Here is a 25836-nt window from a genome sequence, read left to right as displayed (position 1 = left end):
GGGAAAATGGGTATGGATTCTGAATGAATACTGAATAACTATGATATTGAGAGAGGTGTATGATGGAGATTATAAAAGTAAAAAAAAGAAATATCGTATTCAAATATAATATTGCAGACTGGGATTTAAATCTTCACTTGATTGTGGGAAATAAATACAACTACATCATTGATACAGGATTGGGTTCCCTGAGTATTTCTCCTGTTATAGAATATCTGGGAAATAATCGCAATCCGGTTATTGCAGTTAATACCCATTATCATTGGGACCATATCTGGGGAAACGGTTCGCTTGAAAACTGTACAATCATATCTCATCGGCTATGCAGAAAAATCATTTCGGAAAAGTGGGATGAAATGCTGGAAAAGCGAAAACAATTTGTTAGAGGGGAGGTTCAAAAGTGTCTTCCGAACCTGACCTTTGAAGATACTATATATTTCCCTGACGACAAAATCAAAATTTTTTATACACCGGGGCATACGGTTGACTGCATAAGTGTACTTGACGAGGAAGAAGGAGTAATTAATACCGGTGACAACATAGGTGATACCATGGAGGAAATTGTTCCGTCGGTTGAGACAGGGAAGGAAGTATTCATTAATACTCTTTTGAAATATAAGAAGATGGATTTTGACACTTGTGTTTCGGGACATAATACTGTTCTTGGAAGGGAAGTTATCGATATAATTTTAAAAGAAATTGATGTCTGATTACATTTAATTATTGAGTACATTTAATTTTTGCAGTATAATTGATTGAGCTGTCAGTCAATATATAAAACAAAAGGAAGAAGGCTCTAAATTGCCACGGAATAAAGAAAAGAATGAGATTCTGACCCAGTCCAGGAAAGAGGATATATTACGGGCTGCAATAAAGAAATTTTCCGAAAAAGGCTATAATGGCGTAAAAGTTTCTGATATAGCAAAAGAACTGGGAATAAGCCAGGGCATTATATTCTGGTATTTTCAAACAAAAGAAAATCTGTTTATAAATGCTTTTATGAAAGAGTTCCGGGAAATCAAGCTTGCAACCTCAAATGTGCTTCACTCTATGACCTTAACCCCTCTGGAAAAATTAAAAGCCATAATATTTGAAATGATTAAAGTTTACAATGCAAAAAAAGAGGGTTGTATGTTGATACTCCAGATTCTTTCCAATACCGGGATGCAGCGTATTCTTTCAATTGACATTTCAACTGTTTATAATGAACTTTACATTGATCTGGAACTTTTATTTAAAGAAGCGGGAGCATCGAACCCGGAGCTTAAAGCCAGAAATTTTGTGGCTTTACTTGATGGTTTCATGATACAGATAATTTTAGGTCTCGATATTGGAAATACAGAAATTCTCGTGAAGGATATCCTGCATAGATACGAGCTTATTTAAATTTTGTAAAATCGGAAAAACATTAATGGAGGCAAATTAAGCTTTATGGAAACAATTAACAGACATAATACATACAACACTCTGTTTCACTGGCATAGTTTCAGATTGAAACTTGTTTTCGAAGGGATAGCAGTTGGAATTTTAGCCGGACTCTTGGTAGTATTATACCGGTTTGCTCTTGAAAGAGCCATGGTATTATTGCAGGGAATATATGGTACTTTGTCCGTAAGACCGCAATTCATACCGGTTTGGCTTGGAGTTTTATTAATTATAGGCGTTATTTTAGGCAAACTCACAAAGTATGAGCCAATGGCGGGCGGCAGCGGTATTCCGCAGGTGGAAGGAGTGCTGCTGAGAAAACTTAAAATGAACTGGTGGAAAGTGATTGTTGTGAAATTTTTCGGAGGTATTTTAGCCATAGGCTCAGGCCTGTCACTTGGGCGGGAGGGTCCTTCGGTCCAGCTGGGAGCGGCAGCAGGACAGGGGCTCGGCAAAATGCTTAAAAGGGTGAAGCTGGAGGAAAAGTATCTCATAACCAGTGGTGCAAGTGCGGGCCTGGCGGCAGCCTTCAATGCCCCTTTGGCGGGTGTTATGTTCGCGCTGGAGGAGGTTCACAAGAATTTTTCTCCCCTGGTTTTGTTGTCCTCACTTGCCGCAGCCCTGTCGGCCGACTATATTTCCAGCGGTTTTTTCGGATTAAAGCCGGTTTTCAATCTCCAGAGCTTGTCGGTGCTGCCGCTTAAGTCCTATTTATATATAGTCGTGCTTGGAGCTTTAATAGGAGTACTTGGAGTTTTATTCAACAAGTCCATTTTAAAGACTCAGCTTTTATATTCAAAGCTTAATATCATACCAAAAGAATTATGGGTTATAATACCTTTGGTGATTTCTGTTGTTTTGGGCTTTATATTGCCCCAGGTTCTTGGCGGAGGGCATGATCTGATAGTCGGGCTGCTGACGGGGGGCGAATTCCCACTGGCCTTTTTGTTTGTACTTTTACTGGTTAAATTTTTGTTTACCATGATAAGCTATGGCTCGGGTGCTCCGGGAGGAATATTTCTGCCGCTGCTTTCCATCGGGGCTTTGATTGGCGGTATTTATGGTTTAGCGATGGTAAACCTGTTCAATATGGACAGCAATTATATAAACAGTTTTATAGTACTGGCCATGGCAGGGTATTTTACAGCTGTTGTCAGAGCACCTATAACGGGTATCATATTAATAACTGAAATGACAGGTTCCTTTAATCACCTGTTATCCCTGGCGATAGTATCTGTAACAGCATATATTGTCGCTGATTTGCTGGGATCGAAGCCTATTTATGAATCCCTGCTGGAAAGAATATTGCAAAAGCAGGGCAACAATGATGCGGCTGTGGGTGATAAAAAGCATAAATCAATTCTTGAATTCGCAGTTTGCATGGGATCAATGGTGGACGGCAAACAGGTCAGGGATATAAAACTGCCTTCACACTGTCTTATGGTAGCAGTCCGGCGAGGAGAGCGGGAAATAATCCCTAACGGTGACACCGTACTTTGTGCGGGGGATTATTTGATTGTGTTGACCAATGATGACAGGGCAGCTAAAATCAATGATTCTTTTGCAAAACTTTGCGGAAGCTGTGAGGTACAAAAATAGCGGTAAAAAAAGCAAATATTGAACAAAAAGTCTGTCAATACTTATGAAATAAATTTATAATGTATATTAGAACTGATAATATTATGACAAATGACAATAGATTAAATTACGGACTAATATTAAAGTTAACTTAACCCATAAAGATTGAGGAGAAAATTTAATGAAGACTATTGTAGTCTACAGGTCAAAAACCGGTTTTGCAAAACAATATGCGGAATGGATTGCAGAGGAATTGAAAGCAGATATTTTTGAATCTTCCGGGGTCACTGTCCATAAGCTTGAGGCATACGACAAAATTGTCTATGGCGGAGGCTTGTATGCCGTCGGAATAAACGGTGTAAAACTGATTACCGGCAATCTGGAACGGCTCAAAGGTAAAAGGATCGCTGTCTTTGCCACAGGCGCAACTCCCCCGAGAAAGGAAGACATTGATAAAGTAAGGGATATGAATTTTACCGCGGAACAGCAGAAACAAATAGGATTTTTTTATTTAAGGGGCGGTTTTGATTACTCAAAATTAAATTTTGCCGATAAGTTACTTATGAATATGCTGAAATTGAAGATAAAGGCCAAAAAAAAGAAAACAAAGCTTGAGCCCGATGAAATCGGCATGCTGGCAGCATATGACAGGCCTGTTGACTTCACAGGTAAAAAGAGCACAGAAGAGCTTTTAGCATATATAAATTCTTAATTACAGGAGGAATACATAATGCAGGTTAGATTCGGAATAATTGGTTTAGGCGGCATAGCTGCCAGGTTTGCAAAAGTGCTCAATACTGCCGGGGGAGTTGAACTGGCAGCTGTAGCATCCCGTGACATGTCAAGGTCAAAGGCCTTCGCAGAAAAATTCGGTTCAAAAAAAGCCTATGGCAGCTACAGTGAACTTATAGCAGATGAAGAGGTTGACGTTGTTTACGTTGCATTGACACATAATTTTCACTATGAAATAGTAAAGGAATGCCTTAATAGCAAAAAGGCCGTTATCTGCGAAAAGCCTTTTGTACTTAATAAAAAAGATGCAGAAGAACTGTCACGGCTTTCCAAAGAAAAAAACGTACTTCTGATGGAGGCCATGTGGACCCGGTTTATTCCCGCTTTCAGAAAAGCCAGGGAATGGGTGGAATCAGGCAAAATAGGGGAAGTTAAACTGGTCAGTGCATCTTTTTGCTTCAATATGCCATTTAATCCTGAAAGCCGGCTCTACAATCCCAGGCTTGCAGGCGGCAGCTTGTATGATGCCGGGGTTTATCCAATTGAATTCACCACCGGAATACTTGGTGAAAATCCTTCGAAGGTCAGCGGTATGGCAACCTTCAGCAAAACGGGCGTCGACGATTTTGCCGTAATAAATATGAGTTTTGAAAGCGGTGCGCTTGCTTCGCTGAGCTGCGGTGTCACGGCGGCTGCCAACAGGGATGCAAGGATATGCGGAACAGAGGGGAATATCATAGTATATGATTTTTTAGGTTCAAGAAAGTGTGAACTGTACGATAATGAGAATAAACTGGTGGAAAGCTTTGCAGAAGATTTTGATGACGGCTTTATATTTCAGATAAACCATTTCAGAGATTTATTCATAAGCAATAAGATCGAAAGCGAAATAATACCGCATAGAGATACCATTGCCTGTGCTGAAGTATTTGATGAATTGATGAACCAGTGGGGACTTGGAGGCTCGAATGCTGCGATTTAATTGTGACTACAGTGAAGGTGCACATCCGAAGGTGCTGGAGAAGCTTGTTGAAACAAATATGGAGCAGACTGCAGGCTACGGTGCCGACCCCTATTGTGCCCGAGCCGCACAGCTGATCAAAAGCAAATGCGGCCGGGACGATATAGATGTACATTTCCTGGTGGGAGGTACCCAGACAAACCTGACGGTGATAACTGCGGCTTTAAGGCCGCATCAGGGTGTTATTTCGGCCCATACAGGACATATAAATACCCATGAGACAGGGGCCATAGAGGCCAACGGACACAAGGTGCTCGCACTTCCGGCAGTTGACGGCAAGCTGACCGCTCAGGCAGTTCAGGATTGTTATGAGGCCCATGTTAACGACGAGACCAGGGAGCACATAGTGCAGCCTAAGCTGGTATATATTTCGAATCCCACCGAAATTGGCACCATATACAGCAGAGCCGAGCTGTCCGGTATAAGTGAAGTCTGCAGAAAGAATGATCTGTTTCTCTATGTGGACGGAGCGCGTTTGGGCTATGCCCTTTGCGCAGAGGACAATGATCTGGATCTGCCTGCTTTGGCCCGGTTGTGCGACGCTTTTTATATAGGCGGGACCAAAATAGGTGCACTATTTGGAGAGGCAGTGGTTTTGTGCAGCGACAAAATCAAGAGGGATTTCAGATATATTATAAAGCAGAAGGGCGGGATGCTTGCCAAGGGAAGATTGCTTGGAGTGCAGTTTGCCGCTCTGTTTGAGAAGGATTTGTACTTTGAGATGGCAAGCCATGCCAATAGAATGGCCCTGCTTATAAAAGCTGCCTTCAAAAGAAACGGCTACGGCTTTTTGGTGGAATCCACCACAAATCAGCAGTTTCCCATAATACCGGATGAAATTCTTTCGAAATTAAAAGAAAAGTTTGAATATTCATTTTGGGAAAAGGTTAGTGCTGATGCCAGCGCGGTCAGGTTTTGTACAAGCTGGGCAACGGAACCTGACGCTGTACGGCAGTTGATTGAAGAAATTGATAAATACCGATCTGTAGCATAGGAGGGATGCATCTCATGAGCAAAATATATGAGTTTGAAGCCGAAATAAAAAAAGTACCTGACATTGACGGTGCATATATAGAATTTCCCTATGATGTAAGACAGGAGTTTGGGAAAGGCAGAGTGAAGGTAATGGCTTCCTTTGATGGTGAGCCCTATGAGGGCAGTCTGGTGAGGATGAAAACACCCTGCCATATTATAGGTATCAGGAAGGAAATCAGGGCGAAAATCGGAAAACAGCCCGGTGATACAATAAAGGTAACAATCCGGGAAAGACAATGACAGCATAAAGATAAAGAAAGAGTTGAATAAATGACGGAGTTTGGTTTCAGTGATTTTCATTTAAGCGGTGATATCATAAAAGCAATTGAAATGCTTGATTATAAAAGTCCCACAGCTGTTCAGCAGAAAGTTATCCCTGCTTTGCTGAACAAAAGGGATATAATAGTGAAATCCCGTACGGGAAGCGGAAAGACCGCCTCTTTTGCAATTCCGGTATGCCATATGGTGGAGTGGGCCGAAAATAAACCGCAGGCTCTGGTGATTACTCCAACCAGGGAACTGGCTATACAGGTAAAGGAGGATATATTTAATATCGGCAGATTCAAGAGGCTTAAAGTGCCGGCTGTATACGGCAAGTCATCTTTTTATAATCAGGAAAAGGAGCTTAGGCAAAAAGCTCACATTGTGGTGGGTACTCCCGGGCGTTTGATAGATCATCTGGACAGAGCCACCCTGGAAACTTCGAATATAAAATATCTGGTTATTGATGAAGCTGATGAAATGCTGAACATGGGGTTTATTGAGCAAATTGAGGATATAATAGCCCGATTGCCCGGGGATAGGCTGACTGTATTGCTGTCGGCTACCATGCCGGGGACCATAAAAGAGTTATGCGGCAGGTATATGAATGCTCCGGAGCTCATTGAAATTGAAGAACAGAGCACAATTGCCCGAAGGATACTTCAGGAACAATACCGTGTTGAGGCGAAGGATAAATTGGGATTGCTCAGGGATATTACAATTGTTGAAAATCCTGAGAGCTGCATAATTTTCTGCAACACGAAACAAATGGTAGATGCGCTGCAGCATGAACTTGAAAAGCTCAAATATACCTGTGAGAAAATCCACGGCGGGATGGAACAGAGGGACAGGCTCAAAGTGATGAATGAATTCAAGCAGGGCCGGTTCAGATATCTGGTTGCAACCGACGTAGCAGCCAGAGGAATAGACATAGATAAGATATCACTGGTAATCAACTACGATGTTCCCCTTGACAGTGAAGACTACGTGCACAGGGTGGGGAGAACCGGACGCGTCGACAGTACCGGCAAGGCAATCACTTTTGCTACGCATAATGACGAAAAGTATATGGCTGCAATAGAACAATATACGGGCAAGGAAATACCAGCGGGAGAAAGACCCTCTCCCGAGACGGTAAACAGCTTAAAAGAACGATTTACCGAGAAAATGATTTCCGCCCCTGTCCTGAAACAGGCAAAAGGTGCACGAATGAATAAGGAAATATTGAAATTGCATATAAACGCCGGCAAGAAAACAAAAATGAGGCCGGTGGATATTGTGGGAACGCTTTGTAATATTAAAGGCATGTCGGCGGAGGACATAGGAATAATAAATATCGCTGATGTTTCCACCTTTGTGGAAATACTTAACAGCAAGGGGGAGCTGGTCTACAGAGAGCTCCAGAAAACCCCCATAAAAGGCAGGTTGAGAAAGGTCAGCAAGGCAGAATAAATGATAGATTTTTAATTAAAAATTACACAAAAACTAAAAGAGATAAACGACATCCTTCGACAGATTATTCAAAAAGAAAACTGTATTATAAATAAATATGATACATATTGTTTTTGTGTAAAGTGCAAGGTGGAAATATGCTGATGTTCAGTTATATAGAAATTAATTTGATTGCTGCTACTATCCTGATAATAATATTTTTTAATATGAGAAATAAAAAAGAAAAATATTTATATGATCAGAAGCTATTTATGCTTATATTATTTTTTAATATATTGATCTTAATAGTAGATACAGCAACGTGGGTTCTGAATATGAAAAGCGGGGACACTGCAAGGTACATGAATATTATATCCAATACGGTCTATTACATTCTCAATCCCGTGCCTTGCATGCTTTGGTCCGTTTATGCCGATTTTCAGATTAACAAGGATGTAAAGCGTGTCAAAAAAATCAGCCTGCCGTTGAGTCTGCCGGTACTTTTTAACGCGGTACTGGCTCTTTTAAGTCCGGCAACAGGCTTATTATTTTATGTCGACAGCAACAATGTATATTACAGGGGAAAATTGTTTCTGCTCATGTGTCTCATATGTTATTTCTATTTTGTCTATACATTTGTCATGCTGGTCAGCAGGAAGGACCGCATTGACAGGAGGCAATACGCAGCCCTCATTGCCTCTGCCTTTCCGCCGTTTCTCAGTGCTGTTTTTCAAATAATGTTTTATGGGATATCTGTGATATGGATATGCATGGCCTTCTCTCTGCTGATTGTTTTTATTAATATCCAGAACAACCGGTTATACACCGACTATCTGACAGGTCTGTACAACCGGAGGCAGCTGGACAATTACTTGTATCAGAAAATAAAAAACAGGGTGCAATCCAAATATCTGGCCGGTATAATGATCGATGTTGACTCCTTCAAGCAGATAAACGACTTACACGGGCATACGGCAGGTGATAATGCATTAATCTGTGTAGCCGAAATTCTTAAAAAGAATTTCAGGAAAAATGACTTCATAGCCAGATACGGCGGTGATGAATTTGTTGTTGTTATGGAAATAATGGAGGAGGCTGAGCTCATAAGTATGATAAGCCGGCTGAAAGAATATATTGAAGTATATAACAGCAAAAATGATATTCCGTATGAAATAAGTCTCAGCATTGGGTATGACATATACAAAACCAAATCCGGAGTTTCCATACAAAAGTTTTACAAGCATATTGACAAACTGATGTATGAGGATAAAAAGGGAAGGGCAGTAAGCTGAAAAGCTCTCATTGTACCGGAATTGTTTACTTGAAAAAATAGGCAGCAGCTTTTTATACTTTCCAGCATATTTGTTTTATTATATACATTATTTGGAAACGCTGTAAATAATATTTATTCTTTAGGATAACGGGAGGTGTATTTTGAAAAAATTTCTTGCAATCATAGCAATCTTAATTTTTATATTGGCTTTGACCAACCCGTCCCAGGCAGATTACAATTCCTGGGTCAACGGCAGACTTGCAGATCAGTTGAACTATAACTCCCAGGGTACGTTGGGAAAAGCAATTTCAAAAATATCCGATCTTCTGGCGGAGCCTGTAACTGAAAGACATAATTATGTCCTGTTCTCTACATATGAAACAAAGCTTGCAAACACCCAGATAACAAAAACATTAGGCATTTTAAAATTTTTTATAAATTTAAAGTAAGAATGTTTTAACCGTAATTTGTAAACTTATAAGATTGTTATCATATAATGATTACATACGATATTATGAAAGAGGAAGTATTGTATGAGTATTGCATTATTTGATGAAATAAGGATTTATTACGGAAGCGATAAATTGGCAACAATTTTTCGAGATATGGTAGACAACAATGTTGAAGAGGCACTGAAGTCACTTAATCAAAGGAATTTACAATTTCCTTCACTTTTTGTACTTCACAACGAAATTAATAATATCGGGCTCAATGAACGCTTGAACAACCGGAACAAGTATGCACTGGATCTCATAAACCAGGTGCTGGCAGATGAAGAGCTTGATTCTGACAGGCTGCAGTCCGGAAATATACAGGATAATCTTGCAGCTGCCAGGTGGATACTGGAGTCGGGTTATTCAGAGGACGGACTGAGCGACGAATTCGACCAGGTTCTTGACACTTCGGCAATTGTTCTTTGCAAGTTATATAACGACAGAAGCTGTCTGAGAACTGTTGAAAATCTTATATTTGACCGTCACAGAAAAGGGTCGTATACTTATGATCTGACCTGGGTATTTTTTGAGACCCTGAATCCGCAAAATTTGAATACTCTGGCTAACAGATTGCGTTCCGCCAATCCAAAAGACGTTGAACTTGCCCGGAAATTTTTAAATTTCATACCTGACATTGACAACAGGAGTAATGATGCCAGGAAACAGCATCAGATTGCGTCGAGATGGATCAACAGGAATCAGAATTTTTTATATTTCACAGGTTCTTCAAATCAACAGACAATAGATCCGTTGAGATATGCGGTTTCCCTGGAGGCCAAGTATCTGCAGAGACCTGCCGGCGGTATTATGGCGGAGCAGTCCAGAGCCCTGCGCAAGGAAGAGGTTACATATCTGGATAACTTCAACAAGCTCGATGATGATGTAAAACTGCTGCTTTCAAACTGTTCCGATTATCTTTGCCGCTCTGACAGGTATAAGTGGAGCAAATGGCTCCATAGTCCTTTGGAAAAGCAAATTGAGATGGCTGAGAGGATGGTGGGGAATCAGAATGATTAGAATAAACGGTAACCCGGTTGACTCAAGTATTCTTGGTCAATATGGAACAAACACTGTCGAAGGAAAAACTTTAAGTATTTTAATGACCAGCAGCCAGGTTTATAATTATAGTTCTCTGAATGAACTTAAATTTGAACTGACCCTGAGAAGAAGTATTGTAAATGCTGCTAAAGACCTGAATAGAAGCCGTATGGATTTTTTGGTTTTCAGAAAGTCCAGATGCAATCCGGAGTTCTGGTACAGAACGGGTGAAGGGGGCTTTGAATTAAAAAGCGGAGTCAAACCTTCGGATGCCATAAAGGATATATACATAAACAGTTCTAAATACGGTACCGAATGTGCTACGGCAATGGTTATCGTATATTATAAGGCACTGGTTGATGTACTGCCGGAAGCATTGTTCAACAGAATGTTTCCAAGGATATATCTTATGAATTGGCAGCACCTGGACAATGATATGGGAATAGTGGACTATATGAGGGTAGCCGATTATCTGCCGGGGGATTGCAGGTATTTTAAAAATCCTGATGTTGATCCTCTGAAGCCTGAGTGGCAGGGTGAAAATGTTTTTTTATTGGAGAATGGTCTGTATTATGGACACGGTATAGGTATAACCTCGGGAGACAGAATAATTGAAGCACTGAACAGGAGACGGCGAAGGGGATCGACAATTTCAGCCTATTTGCTGCCATCGGCCAAACGTATGAATTTCAAGTATCTTAGCAGCCAGTATTACAGTTTCTCACCCGGTTCGAGAGAGGACTACTATTCCATTAATACTTTAATAAGCAATTGAAATATGTGTTAAAGCTACTAAAATGCTACCATAGAGAGAAAAAGAGAAAAAGATACTACTGGCGGGGAGGCTTGAGGATGAAAGGCAAAACAAATTGTGAATGCTGTATAAACTATATTTATGATGATGAATTTAACTGCTATCAATGTGAAGTTAATCTGGATGAAGATGAAATGAGTCAATTTCTCAGAAACACTTTTAATAATTGTCCCTATTTTCAGTTTAATGATGAATATAGGACTGTAAGAAAGCAGAACTAACAATATTCCTGCTCGAAGCTAAAAATGTCCATTGAGGACATTTTCTAAACGCTCCGAGCCCTCCCGGGTTCAAGTCCCAATAAACGGACACAAAAAAACCACCGAATACTCGATGGTTTTTTATTGGTGCGATCGATGGGACTTGAACCCATACGGTCTCCCACACGCCCCTCAAACGTGCGCGTCTGCCAGTTCCGCCACGATCGCATTTACGGTGTTTTGATGCGTTCCCGCATCAGCAAGTATGATTATACTAGGATATACTGAGAGTGTCAATAATAATTTATAAAAAATACGAAATTAGTGCAAAATATTTTTAAAATCCCATATATACTGAATATACTGATTTTTCATGTGTCTTAAGTCAGTTAACAAATTGTAAATAAATTAAGTATTTTTTCAAAATGTGTTGAAGGAAGCTCACAGTATTGGTAAAATACTTATTATCATATCAGCATAGTATTTATGACTGTGAAAAAAGAAAAGGAGAGTTGCGCGTGGGGTTATTCAGTGCAAACTACAATAAACCGGGCCCTGGAGTAGATAAGGACGCTCCTCCCAAGCCGAGATTTTTTATATTTTTTGAAGTACTAAAGCGTAAATTCTGGCATTTGCTCAGAGTTAACATGATGTTTGTCTTATTTAATATTCCTGCATTGCTGGCTGCTTTTTTTATAGCAGAAGTTTATTTGCAAAGAATTAAATTTGACGCCGGTGGGATAGGTGATTTTTATCTCAGACTCTTTCTAGCGGCACTGCTAACTTTGATGCCGGTGATTGCCTTCGGACCTGTACAGGCTGGTTTTACCTATATCCTGAGGAATTATTCAAGGGAAGAGCACTCCTTCATATGGTGGGATTTCAAGGAAACCTTTGTTAAAAACTTTAAACAGGGTATGGCAATTACTGTTATAGATTTTGCCGTAATGTATATTCTGGGTTTGGCAATTAATTTCTATGCCGGTCAAAATGGATTGATCTTTACTGCTGCCACATCCTTTGTATCCTTATCCCTTGTAATTTTTGTGATAATGCATTTGTACATTTATCCCATGCTGGTTACAGTAGATTTAAGCATTAAAAATATTTACAAAAATGCTTTTATTTTTGCAATACTCAAGTTCCTGCCCAATCTGCTGTTTTTCATTTTAAACATAGCAATCGCTTATGCAGCCTTCTTTAATGTGCTGATTGGCTGTATTCTCTATATATTCCTGCTGCCCAGCTTTATAGGCTTGATGAATAACTTCTATGTCAATCCTATTATAAAGAAATATGTGGTTACTCAAACCGCACAGCTGGAAGAAGAGGACGATGAGGAAGAGGATGACGGAGAAGGCTTCTACAAAAAGGATTATGAGGAAGAGGGCAATAGGGCCGAATCTGATGATTCCGAAGAAAAATAAAAGAGATTAATATAAAAAAATATCTTGACTTATAAAAGGAGCACTGACCTTATTGAAAGGCACAGTGCTCCATTATGTAAAAACAATATTCAATATCAAACAAAGTAAAATACTTACCGCCTGAGCTTTGATCTAAAGCGTGAAGTCTTCCTTTATGGCCGATACAGCCCTGTCGGTATCCTTATCATAAATAAGAAAAGAGATATCGACTTCGGAAGTAGTGATAAGCTTTACTTCTATTTCGTTGGCTGCCAGGAGCCTGAACAGCCGTGCCGCAACTCCGGGTATTTCCTTCATGGCCTGGCCGAATACGCTTATCTTGGTGCTGTTGGAATCAATGCCTACCCGCAGGTCGGGAACGGAACTTTTATATGCATTGAGCAGGGCTATGACTCTGGCAATGTTATCTGCCGGCATACTGAAGGAAATATTGATTTTTCCTTTATAAGGAGGGGATTGGCTGATCATATCAATATTTATGTTTTCTTCTGCTATCTTACTGAACATTCCTGATATGAGCAGCATATCATTCGGAAGATTGTCTGCCGTCACCAGTGCTACATTGTACAGGGTACTCATACTTGTAACCGAATTATTGGACATAAGAATTTCCTCCTTAAAAAGTTAAAATTTATTTTATTTCAGCAATCAGATCAGTCATTGAATACAATCCGGGCCTTTTGGCCGCCAGAAACAGTGAGGCTTTTAAGGCACCGACGCCGAATATTTCCTTTGACGTGGCAGTGTGGTTAATTTCAATTATTTCATCATTGCCTGCAAATATTACCGAGTGGTCGCCTACGATTGTGCCGCCGCGAACCGCATGTATCCCGATTTCCTGCCTGCCGCGTTTTTTTCTTCTGGAATGCCTGTCATACATGTATTCACACTTTTCTTCCAATGTTTCGTTAATTGCGTCCGCAATGGCCAGAGCCGTACCGCTGGGAGCATCGATTTTTTGATTGTGGTGTTTTTCAACAATTTCAATATCAAACTGCCCTTCAAGTACCTTTGCAGCTTTTTTAACCAGATCAATAAGCAAGTTAACCCCTATGGACATATTCGCTGAGAAAAACACAGGAATATGCTTTGATACTTCATCTTTCAAAACATGAGTCTGCTCGCTGGAAAGTCCGGTGGTGCACATGACAACAGGGATTTTCCTCTCCTGTGCAAATTCAATCAAACCGCCGAAAGCTTTGGGGTTTGAAAAATCCACGATGACATCGGCCTTTACATTGCATTCCTTTAATGAAGTAAAAACAGGGTAGGGGTTATTTATATTATTATTTATATCAAATCCGGCAGCTATCTTTAATCCGTTAAAGCCGTCAGCCAGCCTGGTAATAACCTGACCCATCTTTCCATTGCATCCGCTTAGTAAAACATTGATCATTTGTTTTTCACATCCTAATCTATATTATAAGTATATTAGTTAAACAGTATTTTAAGTAACTATTGTTTCAATTATGTCAAATCTGCAAGCCGCCTATTGAAGCAAGCCGTATTTCTTCAGTTCATTTTTAAGAAGTTCCAGATTCTTCTCGGACATGTCAACCAGAGGCAGTCTGCAGCTGCCCACATTCATACCGAGCAGGTTCATTGCCGCTTTTATGGGAATGGGACTGACTTCAGCAAATAAAGCCTTAATAAGGTCAAGAGTCTTTAACTGCAGTTTCCGGCTGCCCTCAACATCACCGGAAAGATATTTTGCAACAATATCGTGAGTGTCTTTAGGTATGATATTTGCCATTACCGAAATAACACCCTTTGCCCCCATGGAAAGGAAGGGGACTATAGCTCCGTCCTCTCCGGAATACACCGTAAAATCTTCACCGCAGAGGTTTACAACATCGCCCACCTGAGCTAGGTTGCATTCCTTGATTGCAACGATATTGTCAATTTCAGACAATGCCTTGATGGTTTCGGGAGCAATATTCAGGTTTGTTCTGGAAGGCACGTTATATAGTACGGCAGGAATGCTGATACTTTTTGCTATAAGCTTGAAATGCTCATATAATCCCTTCTGAGTGGTTTTATTGTAGTAAGGGGTTACAGTCAGTATTGCATCTGCTCCGACTTCCTGGGCATATTTGCTCAGCTCTATTGCATGTACGGTATGGTTGCTTCCTGTTCCGGCTATAACCGGGATTCTTCCGGCAACTTTTTCAACAGTAAATTTAATTGCTGCCTTATGTTCTTCATCATACATGGTAGACGCCTCGCCTGTGGTGCCCACTATAATTACGGCATCGGTGCCTTCCCTGATCTGATATTCAATTAATTCGGAAAGTTTATTGTAGTCTGTACCTTCATTTGTAAATGGAGTAACTATTGCAACGCCTGATCCTGTAAAAATTGGTTTTCTCATAATAACCTCCGTCTGCGCTGTGACACGCTGTCCTTTTTTCCATATGCAATATATAATTTAAATATAATTAAAAAACGCTGGCAAGAGCCAACGTCTGTTTTAAGCATTATAACCTGAAATTATAATAAACAGATAGCGCTCCACCACATCATTATGATGACAGTCACAAGGCTCTTAACCTTGAAACCAGGTATTACACAGGAAATGGGATGTAATGACCTTCGGCGTTTTTTCCTTTGACTGCAAATCACAAGACCCCAGAATCCTCATTGCAGATACTTATAAAAAACGCACCTCTATCTAAACCGTATTTATTTCATTTATCATATCATTGGTGAGTAAATGTGTCAAATACTTTTACTCTCTTTTTATAGTATATGACTATAGTATATGCGGCATATTTCAATTCTGTTACAATTTCCGACTCAGGCAGGAGGTAGAATATCCCTTGTCGAAACAAGCTAAAAAAAATGACGAAAAGACAAGGAGCTTGTTACAAATGAAGAAAATTTGCTTATTTTTAAGCATAGTATTACTTTTAACCGTTTTTCCGGGGATTAACCGTTTTAATGCTTATGCAGCCTCGAATCAAATTGTGAAAATCGGATTGTACTATGGTTCAAGGGCACAGAGCCAGATGATAATCAGTGCGGATAAAGGTGTGGCATACAGCGCATATGACGCCGCTGCAAATACATATTCCCAGGTTTTCAACTCAAGTCCGGGTCAAAGTATCAATATCAGAAAAGACAGCTACTTTTCAGGCAGCGGGGCAAATCTGACGTCTGCTGCAGCTGAAGGAAGTCCAACAATAGGCCCGTTTCATTTGAAACTGAAGAATACTTATAAAACCTATAATGAAACATTACCGGTCATAAATACATATAAGCAGAAGGGAATTACGGCATATCCCGTATTTGCCGACGACGGCTGGAATATCTGGACAGGTTTCTATCTTGACCATGCCGCAGCCGAGAGTGCAATTGCGGCAGTTAAGCAAAAACTGGGACAGCTGGAATGCACCGTAATTGATAATGTTGAGACAAGGATATGCGGTGCCGACGGAAATACCGGCGATATTATTTTCATGTACGCGGCAGGACAAAAACTTTTAAGAGGCAGGTCGCTTGCAGAGGGTGAGCCCATACAAATAGGAACCGGTAAGCTTAATACATACAGAGGGCAGGTGGAATTCCTGAGGGCAGCCGGCAGCGATATGACCATTATTAACGTCTTGCCCATGGAAGAGTATCTTTACGGTGTGGTTCCCAATGAAATAGAGAGTTTCTCCAATGTTGAGGCACTCAAGGCGCAGGCGGTGGCTGCCAGAACCTATGCCTACCTCAATCTGACGAAAACCGGCAAGTCAAACCCGCATTTAAATTATGGTTTTAATCTCTGTAATGACATTCACTGCCAGGTCTATAAGGGGATGGGCTCTGAAAATGCATTTACAAATGCTGCTGTTGATGAAACGAAGGATATGGTCATAACTTATGAAGGCGGTTTGATAGAAGCGGTTTATTCCGCTTCCAGCGGCGGCTGGACCGAGGATGCTTCAAATGTGTGGGGCGGTGCTCCCTATCTGAAAAGTGTCGAGGATAAATATGAATCGGGGAAATCTCCCAAATACAACTGGACATTGACTTTTACTGCCGATGAAATCAGTCAGAAGCTGAAGAATTATGATATAGGCAATGTTACCGGTATAGAAGTTACCAAGCTGTCAGATGCCGGCAGACCTATAGAAATTTTAGTCAAAGGCACCCTAAAGCCGGAGGGGATTAAGTTTACAAAAGACGGCTGCAGAACATTTTTAGGATTATACAGTCAATGGTATACTGTTACAACCAATTCGGATGTTATCGTCCTGGTGGACGGCAAGGAAGAAAAGAAGCAGCTTGGAGAGCTGACGGTAGTTACAGCCGACGGCGAGACAAAAAGTACCGGGCCGGATGAAAAGCTGACGATAGTGGGTGCCGAGGGGCAGACTGCCGAAGTTGGGGCAGCTCCCACAGAATATATCTTCACCGGAAAAGGTTATGGCCATGCCGTAGGAATGAGCCAGGAGGGGGCCAAGGGCATGGCGGATGCCGGCTTTAAGTTTGATGAAATACTGACTCATTACTATACCGGGACCCGGATAGAAGTGAAGAAATAATTATTGATCAAAATTTACGTACAGAGGAGCCTGAATAGAACTTACCCACAGGTAGGTCCATTCAGGCTCCTTTAATCTAACTTGTAATATTGACTATAAATAGAATAATATGGTAAAATATTGTTATTAGGTATTAACATCAGGTGATAAATGAAAAATGATAAGGAGGTAAAGATGCAGTACAACTCAAGTTCAAAAATCACAGGGGTAGGTGCATACTTACCGGAAAAAATTCTGACTAATCATGACCTTGAAAAGCTTGTTGATACTAATGATGAGTGGATTGTACGCAGAACAGGAGTTAAGGAAAGAAGAACAGCACAAAAGGATGAGTTTTCAAGTGATATGGCAATAAAGGCTGTAGAAAATCTATTGACCAGGCATAGCGCTGCTATTGATGAAGTGGATATGATAATTGTTACAACATTTACCCCAGATCATTTGACCCCGTCGGTTGCCGCTTTGGTCCAGGGATATTATGGTATACAAAATGCGGGAACCATGGATATAAATGCGGCCTGTACGGGATTTACCTATGGGCTGTGTGTGGCTGATTCATTAATAACAGCAGGAAGCTTCAAAAAAATATTGCTCATATCCTCGGAAGCCACATCCAAAATAATGGATTATACCGATAGAAACACATGTATAATATTTGGTGATGCAGCTACTGCATTTGTAATAGAAAAAACTGAGGGAAAGGGAAGTATTCTGGCTTCCAGCTTTAATTCCGACGGGAAGCTGGCCGAAAATGTAACCTGCAGTGTGCTGTCGGACCGGGTGAATGGCAGAATACTTACCAAAAACAGGTTGTTCCAGCAGGAAGGGAAATTCCTGTATGAATATGTGGTAAAAACCATTCCTGACGGTGTACAGAATTTGCTGAAAAAATCGGAACTCACTTTGGAGGATATAGCCTGGTTTGTGCCTCACAGTGCCAATTTACGCATGATTGAGGCACTTTGCAAAAGGTTGGAATTCCCAATGGAAAAAACATTGATAAGCAACGAGTATTACGGAAATACTTCCTCTGCGACAATACCTCTTGCAATATGGATGGCTTTACAGGCTGCGAAAATCAAAACAGGCGATAAAATGGTTCTGTACGGCTTCGGAGGAGGTCTGACGCATGGAGGAGTTGTACTGGAGTGGTAAAACAGATTTAAAGGAAAGAGTGTCTGAAAACAAACAGATAAAAATCATGGGGAGCACTGTTAAATGCTCCCCATATATTTATACATGTATTCAAATTGTATTATTTTTACAATATGTCTTTATATGAATATTTTTATTTATGAAAAAATTCATTATACAGTGATATGACAGCTTTGCTTGATTCATTCTCTCTTACGGCAAACATCATAGTTATTTCGGAAGAACCCTGATTTATCATTTCAAGGCTTATGGATGCCTTTGCCAAAGCAGATGTGGCTCTTGCAGCGGTTCCTACGGTATTCTTCATGCCCTCTCCAACTATAATAACTATTGCCAGGTTATGGTCGATGGACACATCGTCGCAATCCAATTCATTCTTTATACGGTCCAGCACCTTTTGTTCAACATTGGGAGTCTTGAACTGGTTTTGCTTCAGAATAACAGAAATATTGTCAATACCAGAAGGCGTATGTTCATATGATATGCCTTCCTCCTCAAGTATCTGAAGGAGCTTTCTGCCAAAGCCGACTTCCCTGTTCATCATAAATTTGCTGACATATATGCAGCAGAAACCTGAATCACTGGCTATACCAACCACATGGTTGGGAGTTATGTCTCTTTTAAGTACTATCTTTGTTCCGGGAGCAGCGGGATTGTTGGTATTTTTGATACAAACCGGAACACCTGCCATAAAGACCGGAACAAGGGTATCTTCATGTAAAACCGAGAAGCCTGCGTATGAGAGCTCTCTCATTTCCCTGTAAGTAAGTTCTGAAATTGCCGCAGGATGGTGTACAAGGCCGGGATGTGCCGCGTACACTGCGTCTACATCGGTAAAGTTTTCATACAGGTCAACCTTGAGGGCAGCGGCAAGTATGGAACCGGTAATATCCGAACCTCCGCGGGGGAAGGTAGCAACTTTGCCTTCCAGGGTGTAGCCGAAGAAGCCGGGGAAAATAATGATGCCGTCGTAATTGTTGAGCATTTTCAGGTTTTCAAAGGATTGGGGCAGAACCTGGGCATTTCCGAATTCACTGCTCATTAAAAGACCTGCCTGCCTGGGGCTGACATAGTGGGCTTTTTTACCTATGCTGTTAAGGTAGGCGGCAACCAGCTTGGCACTGTTGTCTTCTCCCGCAGCTTTCATAGCGTCCATAAACATCCCCTGATGACTGGTATCCAGCTTGACTCTTTCTTCAAGGTCTTTTCTTATTTCATTGACAATACTGCCGTCAAGTTTGAGATGGTCTGCTATGTCCTTGAATCTCTGTACCACGGCTTCCAGTTCTGCGGTTGAATTTCCGGTTTCAAGCTGCTTATCGGCACAGGCGATCAATAAATCCGTAACCTTTGTATCCTCTTTATTCCTTTTGCCCGGCGCAGATACTACAATAATTTTTCTGTCACTATCAGATAGAATAATATCGCAAACCTTTTTTATCTGTTCAGCGTTGGCAAGTGAAGTTCCACCAAATTTTGCTACTTTCATGCTGTTGCATCCTCCATCCATAATAACTTATAATTTTTATACTTGACAGGAGTCATTCAAACAGTCTGCGAATATGATAATAAGCAGCCGGCTGTAGGCCGGCTTTAATAATTATTCTTAATTCACTCTTCCTGGTAAATGATATGAAATAACTCCCGGTATTTTCTTATGAACTCATTTTGAACAAGTCGAACAAGTCTGTGTTTCAGGAATATATCTCATAAATTATACAAAAAAACAATATATATGGCAATAAGTATTTGTAATATAAGTAATTATAATGTATGATATTTATTGTTTATTTGCTACCGGTTTTAAGGCGGTCGTTATTACATATAATAATACCCTCTATTGACAATGTACTGTACATTGTCAATAGAGGGTAAGAATAATTTGTGTCGGTGTTGGAGGAATTTTTGTGAATTTACAGGAGTTTGATTACTATTTGCCTGAAGAGCTGATCGCCCAGCATCCGCTGGAAAGACGGGATATGTCGAGATTGATGGTGCTGGACAGGGAATCGGGTGAAATTGATCATAAATTGTTTAAGGATATAACGGATTATTTTGCAGAGGGCGATTGCCTGGTTTTAAACAACACCAGAGTGATACCTGCAAGACTTCTCGGGCAGAAGGAAGGCAGCGGAGGGAAAATAGAGTTTGTTCTTTTAAAAAGGATTGCAGGCGATACCTGGGAGGTCATACTCAGGCCGGGTAAAAAAGCAAAACCCGGAGCCAGATTTGTTTTCGGCAGCGGAGAGTTGAAAGCTGAAATACTTGAAGTACTTGAAGAGGGGAACAGGCTTGTACGGTTTATATATGAAGGCGTTTTTGAGGAAATACTGGACAAGGTGGGCATAATGCCCCTGCCGCCGTATATTACCGAGAAGCTGGAGGACCCTGAGAGATATCAGACTGTATATGCAAAATATAACGGCTCGGCGGCGGCACCCACTGCCGGCCTGCATTTTACTCGGGAACTGCTGGAAACCCTAAGGAATAAAGGTGTTAAAATCGCTTATGTGATGCTTCACGTGGGGCTGGGCACCTTCAGGCCGGTGAAGGTTGACGACATAACACAGCATAAAATGCACTCGGAGTACTATTCCATCGGACAGGAAGCCTGCGATATGATAAATTCAGCAAAAAAGGCAGGTAAGAAGGTGGTGGCTGTAGGCACTACCAGCTGCAGGGTGTTGGAAACGGTGGGCGGCAATAACAACGGAGAAGTGAAAGCCTGCGACGGCTGGACGGATATATTCATATATCCCGGTTACAGGTTTAAAATAGTGGACAGGCTCATAACAAACTTCCACCTGCCCGAATCCACTCTCATAATGCTGGTCAGCTCACTTGCGGGCAGGGAAAATGTCCTCGGCGCCTATGCTGTTGCAGTCAGGGAGCGTTACAGATTTTTCAGCTTCGGAGATGCAATGTTTATAAAATAAAAAGTCATGATTAAATTCGCAATACTACCACAAAATAGGAATGGAAGGTTTATAAATATGGCGGCAGTAACTTATGAATTGATAAAAACCTGCAAACAGACCGGCGCCAGGCTGGGTAAAGTGCACACCCCCCATGGCTCCTTCGACACCCCGGTGTTCATGCCTGTGGGGACGCTTGCCACTGTTAAGGGAATGTCCCCTGAAGAATTGAAGGAAATAGATGCAAAAATAATTTTAAGCAATACCTATCATTGTTATCTCAGGCCGGGTCAGGACATTGTAAAGCAGGCAGGCGGACTGCATGGCTTTATGAACTGGGACAGGGCAATACTCACCGACAGCGGCGGGTTCCAGGTGTTCAGCCTCAGCGGCTTGAGAAAGATCTCCGAGGAGGGAGTAATCTTCAGATCCCATCTGGACGGCTCAAAGCATATTTTCACACCTGAGTCGGTCATGGGCATAGAGAATGATCTGGGCGCAGATATAATAATGGCTTTTGATGAGTGCGCCCCATATCCTGCCGAATACGATTATGTGAAGAAATCCATGGAAAGAACCACACGCTGGGCAAAAAGATGTAAGGATGCGCATGCAAATACCGAAAAACAGTCCCTGTTTGGCATAGTACAGGGCGGAATGTACAGGGATTTGAGGATAGAGAGTGCAAAACAGCTCAATGAACTTGAATTTCCGGGCTACGCCATAGGAGGTTTGAGTGTGGGAGAACCCGCCGAACTTATGTACGAAGTACTGGATTACACAGCTCCGCTGCTCCCTGCCCACAAGCCCAGATACCTGATGGGGGTCGGTTCTCCCGATTACCTCATAGAAGGAACCATAAGAGGGATAGATATGTTTGACTGCGTGCTGCCTACCAGAATAGGGCGCAACGGAACAGTTATGACAAGCCAGGGCCGGGTAATAATCCGTGATGCAAAGTATGCCAGAGATTTCTCCAGACTGGACCCGGGATGTGATTGCTATGTCTGCCGCAACTACTCAAGGGCGTATATAAGACATTTGCTCAAATGCGGTGAGGTCCTGGGATTAAGATTGACAACCTGGCATAACTTATATTTTCTAATTAACTTGATGAAACAGGTAAGACAAGCTATAATTGATGATAGATTGGGTAGTTTCAGAGATGAATTCTACTATAAGTACGGTTATTCAAAGAACTAAATTCTGGTTAATACAGTAACACTGTGTTAAATAAATAATTTTTACGGAGGTTTTTAATTTATGGAACAAATACTGGTCGGATTTGTCCTGCCTATGGCGTTAGTATTCGGTCTTATGTATGTTATGCTTATTCTCCCGCAGAAGAGAAAAGAAAAAAAGACAAAGGAACTGCTCAATTCCTTACAGGTAGGATGGACTGTTACATCAATCGGCGGGATATACGGAAAGATAGTAAATATCAAAGATGATGAAGTCACTATCGAAACCAGCGTGGAAAAGACAAAAATCGTTGTTAAGCGTTGGGCAGTTAAGGATGTAGTTAAACCTGCAGAGGGTTAATAAATTTTATAGACAAATTAGTTACGGCTTGTTCTAAGGAGCCTGCCCCAAAAATAAGATATAAAAGAAGGGATTATTATATTTTATTTTTGGAGGTACAATATGGCCGGACAAATACCAGGACTAAAGAAGCAGCTTGATGAACATGTAAATTTACCGAGAGTATTAAAAGGATTAATATTATCGTTTCTCATAACACTTCCATGTTTTCTTGGCTTTGCTTTATTTTTGACGTACACGGATTTTCCTGAAAAATATACTTTCATTGCTGTATTGATTACCACTGTCATCAGTGTTCTGACGGCATCTGCATACTCCACCAGGAATGTGAGAAGCAAGGGCTGGATGAATGGGTGTATAGTGGGGGTATTGTATGTTGCAATTCTTTACCTGGCAAGCAGCATAGTTTTCATGAATTTCGCCATTGATGTCCAGGTGCTTTTGACTGTTGTGATAGGAGCAATCGTAGGTTGCCTTGGCGGTATATTCGGAATCAATCTCCGTTGATTTTGTAATCACAAACATGGTTAACGGTTAAACAGCTTTACAAATTATGCCTTTTCAAACCCTTTGAATTGTGCTATAATCTGCTAAGAATAACTAATAGGAGGGACTAAAAGAGATGAAACACATAAAGACAATTAACAGTGCCACTTTAAAAGAAAGCCTTTCTCATGGCGGCTGCGGCGAATGTCAGACTTCATGTCAGTCAGCCTGCAAAACATCATGTACTGTTGCAAACCAAAGCTGTGAAAAGAAGTAATAACTTTAAGTTTATATTGGATATTAATATTAAAAGTGAAAGGTGTTAAAACACTTTTCACTTTTTTATGGGACAAACGCGAGGTTCATATTCAGGCTTGCATGCCGTTCTTCGCGTCCTCAAACCCCGGCGTATTATTTACTGATTTTTTATGCGTGCCCCTGCGCTTGCGGAACAGGCACGCGGATGGAGAGACAATGATTCACAAGTACAAAATGTATGATACCAACATAGTCCTGGATATAAACAGCGGAGCGGTGCACGTATTTGACGATGCTGCCTGCGATGTTGTCGATATATACAGGACCAGGTCCAGAGATGAGATACTGGAAACTTTGAGTTCAAAATACAGTGAAGAGGAAATCCTGGAGGCTTATAATGAAGTAACCGCTCTGGAATCCAAGGGGCTGCTCTTCAGTGAGGATTCATATGCCGATGCTGTTGGGAAGTGGGAGAGAAAGCCGGTGGTCAAGGCTTTGTGCCTGCATATATGCCATGACTGCAATTTACGCTGCAAATACTGTTTTGCTTCAACGGGAAGCTTTGGCGGACACAGGACAATGATGGATGCCGGGACCGGAAAAAAAGCCATTGATTTCCTCATAGAAAAATCGGCCAACAGGCGCAATCTTGAAGTTGACTTTTTTGGCGGAGAGCCTCTCATGAACTTTGAGGCAGTAAAGGAAATAGTTGAATATGCCAGGAGCAGAGAAAAGGAAGCCGGAAAAAATTTCAGATTTACAATAACCACCAATGCGTTATTATTAAATGGAGACAATAAAGAATTCATTAATAAAAATATGCACAATGTGGTCCTGAGTATTGACGGCCGAAGTGAAACAAACGATAGAATGAGACCTAGGATCGACGGTTCAGGCACTTATGGCAGTATTCTCCCCAAAATAAAGGACATGGCCGAATCAAGAAATCAGGATAATTATTATGTAAGAGGTACTTTTACCAGAGAAAATCTTGATTTTGCAGAAGATGTACTCCATCTGGCAGATCAGGGTTTTAAGCAAATCTCGGTAGAGCCTGTGGTTGCCGCCAGGGATTCAGGCTATGATATCAGAGAACAGGATTTGGACATGCTGTTTTCAGAATACGAGAGACTGGCATATGAATATGTAAAGAGGGAAAAGGAAGGTAAAGGCTTTAATTTCTTTCATTTCATGATAGATCTGCAGCAGGGGCCCTGTGTAATAAAAAGGCTTGGAGGCTGTGGCTCGGGCCACGAGTACCTGGCTGTGACTCCTGAGGGTGATCTGTACCCCTGCCATCAGTTCGTGGGGGACGAGAAGTTCAAGATGGGCAATATCCATCAGGGCGAGTTTAACACAGGCTCCCAGCAGGATTTTCAGAAATCAAATGTCTATACTAAGAAGGATTGTGCCGACTGCTGGGCAAAATTTTATTGCAGCGGCGGCTGCGCTGCCAATGCATATCAATTTAATAATGACATCAATGTCCCGTATAAGATAGGCTGTGAACTTGAAAAGAAGAGAGTTGAATGTGCAATCTGGATAAAAACTCAAGAATGAGAAGGGGTAAACATTGTGATTAGAGATTTTAACAACATTACACCAAAGATTCATGAAACTGCGTTTGTCGCACCAAACAGCACCGTTATAGGTGACGTTGTGCTGGGAGAAAGTGCGACTGTCTGGTACAATGCGGTTTTAAGAGGAGATATTGATAGCATAGTTGTCGGTGACTTCACCAACATACAGGAAGGTTGTATTCTGCACTGCAAAAAAGGTGCGGACGTAAAGATCGGTTCACATGTTACAGTGGGACATGGAGCAATATTGCACAGCTGCCATATAGGCAACAATACGCTGATCGGAATGGGTGCAATAGTGCTTGATGATTCGGTAATAGGCAATAATTGTCTTGTTGCCGCCGGAAGCGTAGTTACTCCCAGGACCAGGATACCTGACGGAAGCCTGATTGCCGGCAGTCCTGCGGTAGTGACCAGGGTTTTGTCAGAGCAGGAGATAGAAGAGATAAAACTCAATGCCAATGAATATATAAGTCTGTTAAAATATTACAAATAATTAATAATATTTATGGGGATATATTTCATAAATTATTGCATTTTGTTGTGATTTGGTTCATAAAATAAGTAAATAGTTGTAAATTTATAGTGAACATTGAGACTTACTTGTTGACTAGGATTTTTCTTAGTTATATAATGGCG

The 25836-nt window shown here is 41.2% G+C and carries 27 protein-coding genes, 1 tRNA gene and 1 riboswitch; of the genes, 23 read left to right on the top strand and 5 right to left on the bottom strand.

The features are described from left to right. Positions 1 to 59 precede the first annotated feature (59 nt). The 13 genes from T344_RS0106615 (at position 60) to T344_RS0106555 (ending at position 11323) form a co-directional block, all read left to right on the top strand. The gene (locus T344_RS0106615) at positions 60 to 710 is read left to right on the top strand and encodes an MBL fold metallo-hydrolase (protein ID WP_027628039.1); all 651 of its coding nucleotides are present in this window, start codon (positions 60 to 62) and stop codon (positions 708 to 710) included. 91 nt (positions 711 to 801) lie between these two features. Then, entirely contained in the window at positions 802 to 1386 is a 585-nt protein-coding gene (locus T344_RS0106610) for a TetR/AcrR family transcriptional regulator (RefSeq protein WP_027628038.1), read from the top strand. Between the two features lie 45 nt (positions 1387 to 1431). Continuing rightward, positions 1432 to 3024: a H(+)/Cl(-) exchange transporter ClcA gene (gene clcA / locus T344_RS0106605; protein ID WP_027628037.1), complete on the top strand. Its 1593-nt coding sequence runs from the start codon at positions 1432 to 1434 to the stop codon at positions 3022 to 3024. 160 nt (positions 3025 to 3184) lie between these two features. After that, complete coding sequence (locus T344_RS0106600) at positions 3185 to 3715, top strand: flavodoxin domain-containing protein (protein WP_027628036.1); 531 nt, start codon at positions 3185 to 3187, stop codon at positions 3713 to 3715. 18 nt (positions 3716 to 3733) lie between these two features. Continuing rightward, on the top strand, positions 3734 to 4717 hold the full coding sequence (locus tag T344_RS0106595) for a Gfo/Idh/MocA family protein (protein ID WP_027628035.1): 984 nt from the start codon (positions 3734 to 3736) through the stop codon (positions 4715 to 4717). After that, positions 4704 to 5750 (top strand): threonine aldolase family protein, encoded by a 1047-nt coding sequence (locus T344_RS0106590; RefSeq protein WP_027628034.1) that lies wholly within the window; start codon positions 4704 to 4706, stop codon positions 5748 to 5750. The genes T344_RS0106595 and T344_RS0106590 overlap by 14 nt, the downstream gene beginning before the upstream one ends. A gap of 14 nt (positions 5751 to 5764) precedes the next feature. Continuing rightward, on the top strand, positions 5765 to 6031 hold the full coding sequence (locus tag T344_RS0106585) for a DUF1905 domain-containing protein (protein ID WP_027628033.1): 267 nt from the start codon (positions 5765 to 5767) through the stop codon (positions 6029 to 6031). A 30-nt stretch (positions 6032 to 6061) separates the two neighbouring features. Next, a complete protein-coding gene (locus tag T344_RS0106580) occupies positions 6062 to 7504 on the top strand; it encodes a DEAD/DEAH box helicase (RefSeq protein ID WP_027628032.1) in 1443 nt (480 codons plus the stop codon). Positions 7505 to 7641: 137 nt separating this feature from the next. Then, the gene (locus tag T344_RS0106575; protein WP_034860684.1) at positions 7642 to 8775 is read left to right on the top strand and encodes a GGDEF domain-containing protein; all 1134 of its coding nucleotides are present in this window, start codon (positions 7642 to 7644) and stop codon (positions 8773 to 8775) included. Between the two features lie 142 nt (positions 8776 to 8917). Further along, positions 8918 to 9205, top strand: coding sequence for a DUF4359 domain-containing protein (locus tag T344_RS0106570; protein WP_027628030.1), 288 nt, complete (start codon positions 8918 to 8920; stop codon positions 9203 to 9205). Between the two features lie 84 nt (positions 9206 to 9289). Further along, positions 9290 to 10267: a hypothetical protein gene (locus T344_RS0106565; protein ID WP_027628029.1), complete on the top strand. Its 978-nt coding sequence runs from the start codon at positions 9290 to 9292 to the stop codon at positions 10265 to 10267. Then, positions 10260 to 11063 (top strand): protein-glutamine gamma-glutamyltransferase, encoded by an 804-nt coding sequence (locus T344_RS0106560; protein WP_027628028.1) that lies wholly within the window; start codon positions 10260 to 10262, stop codon positions 11061 to 11063. The genes T344_RS0106565 and T344_RS0106560 overlap by 8 nt, the downstream gene beginning before the upstream one ends. A gap of 77 nt (positions 11064 to 11140) precedes the next feature. Next, positions 11141 to 11323: a DUF6472 family protein gene (locus tag T344_RS0106555; RefSeq protein WP_027628027.1), complete on the top strand. Its 183-nt coding sequence runs from the start codon at positions 11141 to 11143 to the stop codon at positions 11321 to 11323. A 124-nt stretch (positions 11324 to 11447) separates the two neighbouring features. Here T344_RS0106555 and T344_RS0106550 read toward each other — a convergent pair. Next, a tRNA-Leu gene (locus T344_RS0106550) sits at positions 11448 to 11530 on the bottom strand. A 290-nt stretch (positions 11531 to 11820) separates the two neighbouring features. Between T344_RS0106550 and T344_RS0106545 the strand changes: the two genes are divergently transcribed. Then, positions 11821 to 12729 carry a YesL family protein gene (locus tag T344_RS0106545; protein ID WP_027628026.1) on the top strand — a complete coding sequence of 303 codons (909 nt, stop codon included), beginning with the start codon at positions 11821 to 11823 and terminating at the stop codon, positions 12727 to 12729. A gap of 132 nt (positions 12730 to 12861) precedes the next feature. Here T344_RS0106545 and T344_RS0106540 read toward each other — a convergent pair whose 3' ends face one another. The 3 genes from T344_RS0106540 to dapA all read right to left on the bottom strand — a co-directional run bounded on the left by T344_RS0106540 (position 12862) and on the right by dapA (position 15100). Continuing rightward, positions 12862 to 13332: an ACT domain-containing protein gene (locus T344_RS0106540; protein WP_027628025.1), complete on the bottom strand. Its 471-nt coding sequence runs from the start codon at positions 13330 to 13332 to the stop codon at positions 12862 to 12864. A 28-nt stretch (positions 13333 to 13360) separates the two neighbouring features. Next, positions 13361 to 14125 (bottom strand): 4-hydroxy-tetrahydrodipicolinate reductase, encoded by a 765-nt coding sequence (gene dapB / locus T344_RS0106535; RefSeq protein ID WP_027628024.1) that lies wholly within the window; start codon positions 14123 to 14125, stop codon positions 13361 to 13363. A 93-nt stretch (positions 14126 to 14218) separates the two neighbouring features. Then, positions 14219 to 15100, bottom strand: coding sequence for a 4-hydroxy-tetrahydrodipicolinate synthase (gene dapA / locus T344_RS0106530; protein WP_027628023.1), 882 nt, complete (start codon positions 15098 to 15100; stop codon positions 14219 to 14221). Positions 15101 to 15225: 125 nt separating this feature from the next. Further along, positions 15226 to 15407: riboswitch (Lysine riboswitch) on the bottom strand. 192 nt (positions 15408 to 15599) lie between these two features. On the opposite strand from dapA, the gene T344_RS0106525 reads away from it, so the two are divergent. Both T344_RS0106525 and T344_RS0106520 read left to right on the top strand, forming a co-directional pair. Then, positions 15600 to 17261, top strand: coding sequence for a SpoIID/LytB domain-containing protein (locus T344_RS0106525; RefSeq protein ID WP_027628022.1), 1662 nt, complete (start codon positions 15600 to 15602; stop codon positions 17259 to 17261). Positions 17262 to 17435: 174 nt separating this feature from the next. Next, a complete protein-coding gene (locus T344_RS0106520) occupies positions 17436 to 18416 on the top strand; it encodes a ketoacyl-ACP synthase III (protein WP_027628021.1) in 981 nt (326 codons plus the stop codon). Between the two features lie 133 nt (positions 18417 to 18549). Here T344_RS0106520 and T344_RS0106510 read toward each other — a convergent pair whose 3' ends face one another. Then, positions 18550 to 19905, bottom strand: a complete 1356-nt coding sequence (locus tag T344_RS0106510) for an aspartate kinase (protein WP_027628020.1) — start codon at positions 19903 to 19905, stop codon at positions 18550 to 18552. 418 nt (positions 19906 to 20323) lie between these two features. Between T344_RS0106510 and queA the strand changes: the two genes are divergently transcribed. The 7 genes from queA (at position 20324) to T344_RS0106475 (ending at position 25693) form a co-directional block, all read left to right on the top strand. Continuing rightward, positions 20324 to 21352 (top strand): tRNA preQ1(34) S-adenosylmethionine ribosyltransferase-isomerase QueA, encoded by a 1029-nt coding sequence (gene queA / locus T344_RS0106505; protein WP_027628019.1) that lies wholly within the window; start codon positions 20324 to 20326, stop codon positions 21350 to 21352. A 57-nt stretch (positions 21353 to 21409) separates the two neighbouring features. After that, the gene (gene tgt / locus T344_RS0106500) at positions 21410 to 22534 is read left to right on the top strand and encodes a tRNA guanosine(34) transglycosylase Tgt (RefSeq protein ID WP_004625727.1); all 1125 of its coding nucleotides are present in this window, start codon (positions 21410 to 21412) and stop codon (positions 22532 to 22534) included. Positions 22535 to 22594: 60 nt separating this feature from the next. After that, complete coding sequence (gene yajC, locus T344_RS0106495; protein ID WP_004625828.1) at positions 22595 to 22873, top strand: preprotein translocase subunit YajC; 279 nt, start codon at positions 22595 to 22597, stop codon at positions 22871 to 22873. A 102-nt stretch (positions 22874 to 22975) separates the two neighbouring features. Further along, the gene (locus T344_RS0106490; RefSeq protein WP_004625739.1) at positions 22976 to 23380 is read left to right on the top strand and encodes a TIGR04086 family membrane protein; all 405 of its coding nucleotides are present in this window, start codon (positions 22976 to 22978) and stop codon (positions 23378 to 23380) included. A 115-nt stretch (positions 23381 to 23495) separates the two neighbouring features. Beyond that, positions 23496 to 23636 (top strand): six-cysteine ranthipeptide SCIFF, encoded by a 141-nt coding sequence (gene scfA / locus T344_RS30270; protein WP_004625848.1) that lies wholly within the window; start codon positions 23496 to 23498, stop codon positions 23634 to 23636. Positions 23637 to 23833: 197 nt separating this feature from the next. Further along, the gene (scfB, locus tag T344_RS0106480; protein ID WP_027628018.1) at positions 23834 to 25177 is read left to right on the top strand and encodes a thioether cross-link-forming SCIFF peptide maturase; all 1344 of its coding nucleotides are present in this window, start codon (positions 23834 to 23836) and stop codon (positions 25175 to 25177) included. 15 nt (positions 25178 to 25192) lie between these two features. Beyond that, positions 25193 to 25693: a gamma carbonic anhydrase family protein gene (locus T344_RS0106475; RefSeq protein ID WP_004625750.1), complete on the top strand. Its 501-nt coding sequence runs from the start codon at positions 25193 to 25195 to the stop codon at positions 25691 to 25693. The last annotated feature ends 143 nt before the right edge of the window (positions 25694 to 25836 follow it).

It is taken from the genome of Ruminiclostridium cellobioparum DSM 1351 = ATCC 15832, from assembly GCF_000621505.1.
In the GTDB taxonomy this organism is placed as follows: Bacteria; Bacillota; Clostridia; order Acetivibrionales; family DSM-1351; genus Ruminiclostridium; species Ruminiclostridium cellobioparum.
The sequence above is the reverse complement of the archived record's forward strand: the minus strand, read 5'-3'. Positions and strand labels throughout refer to the sequence as shown.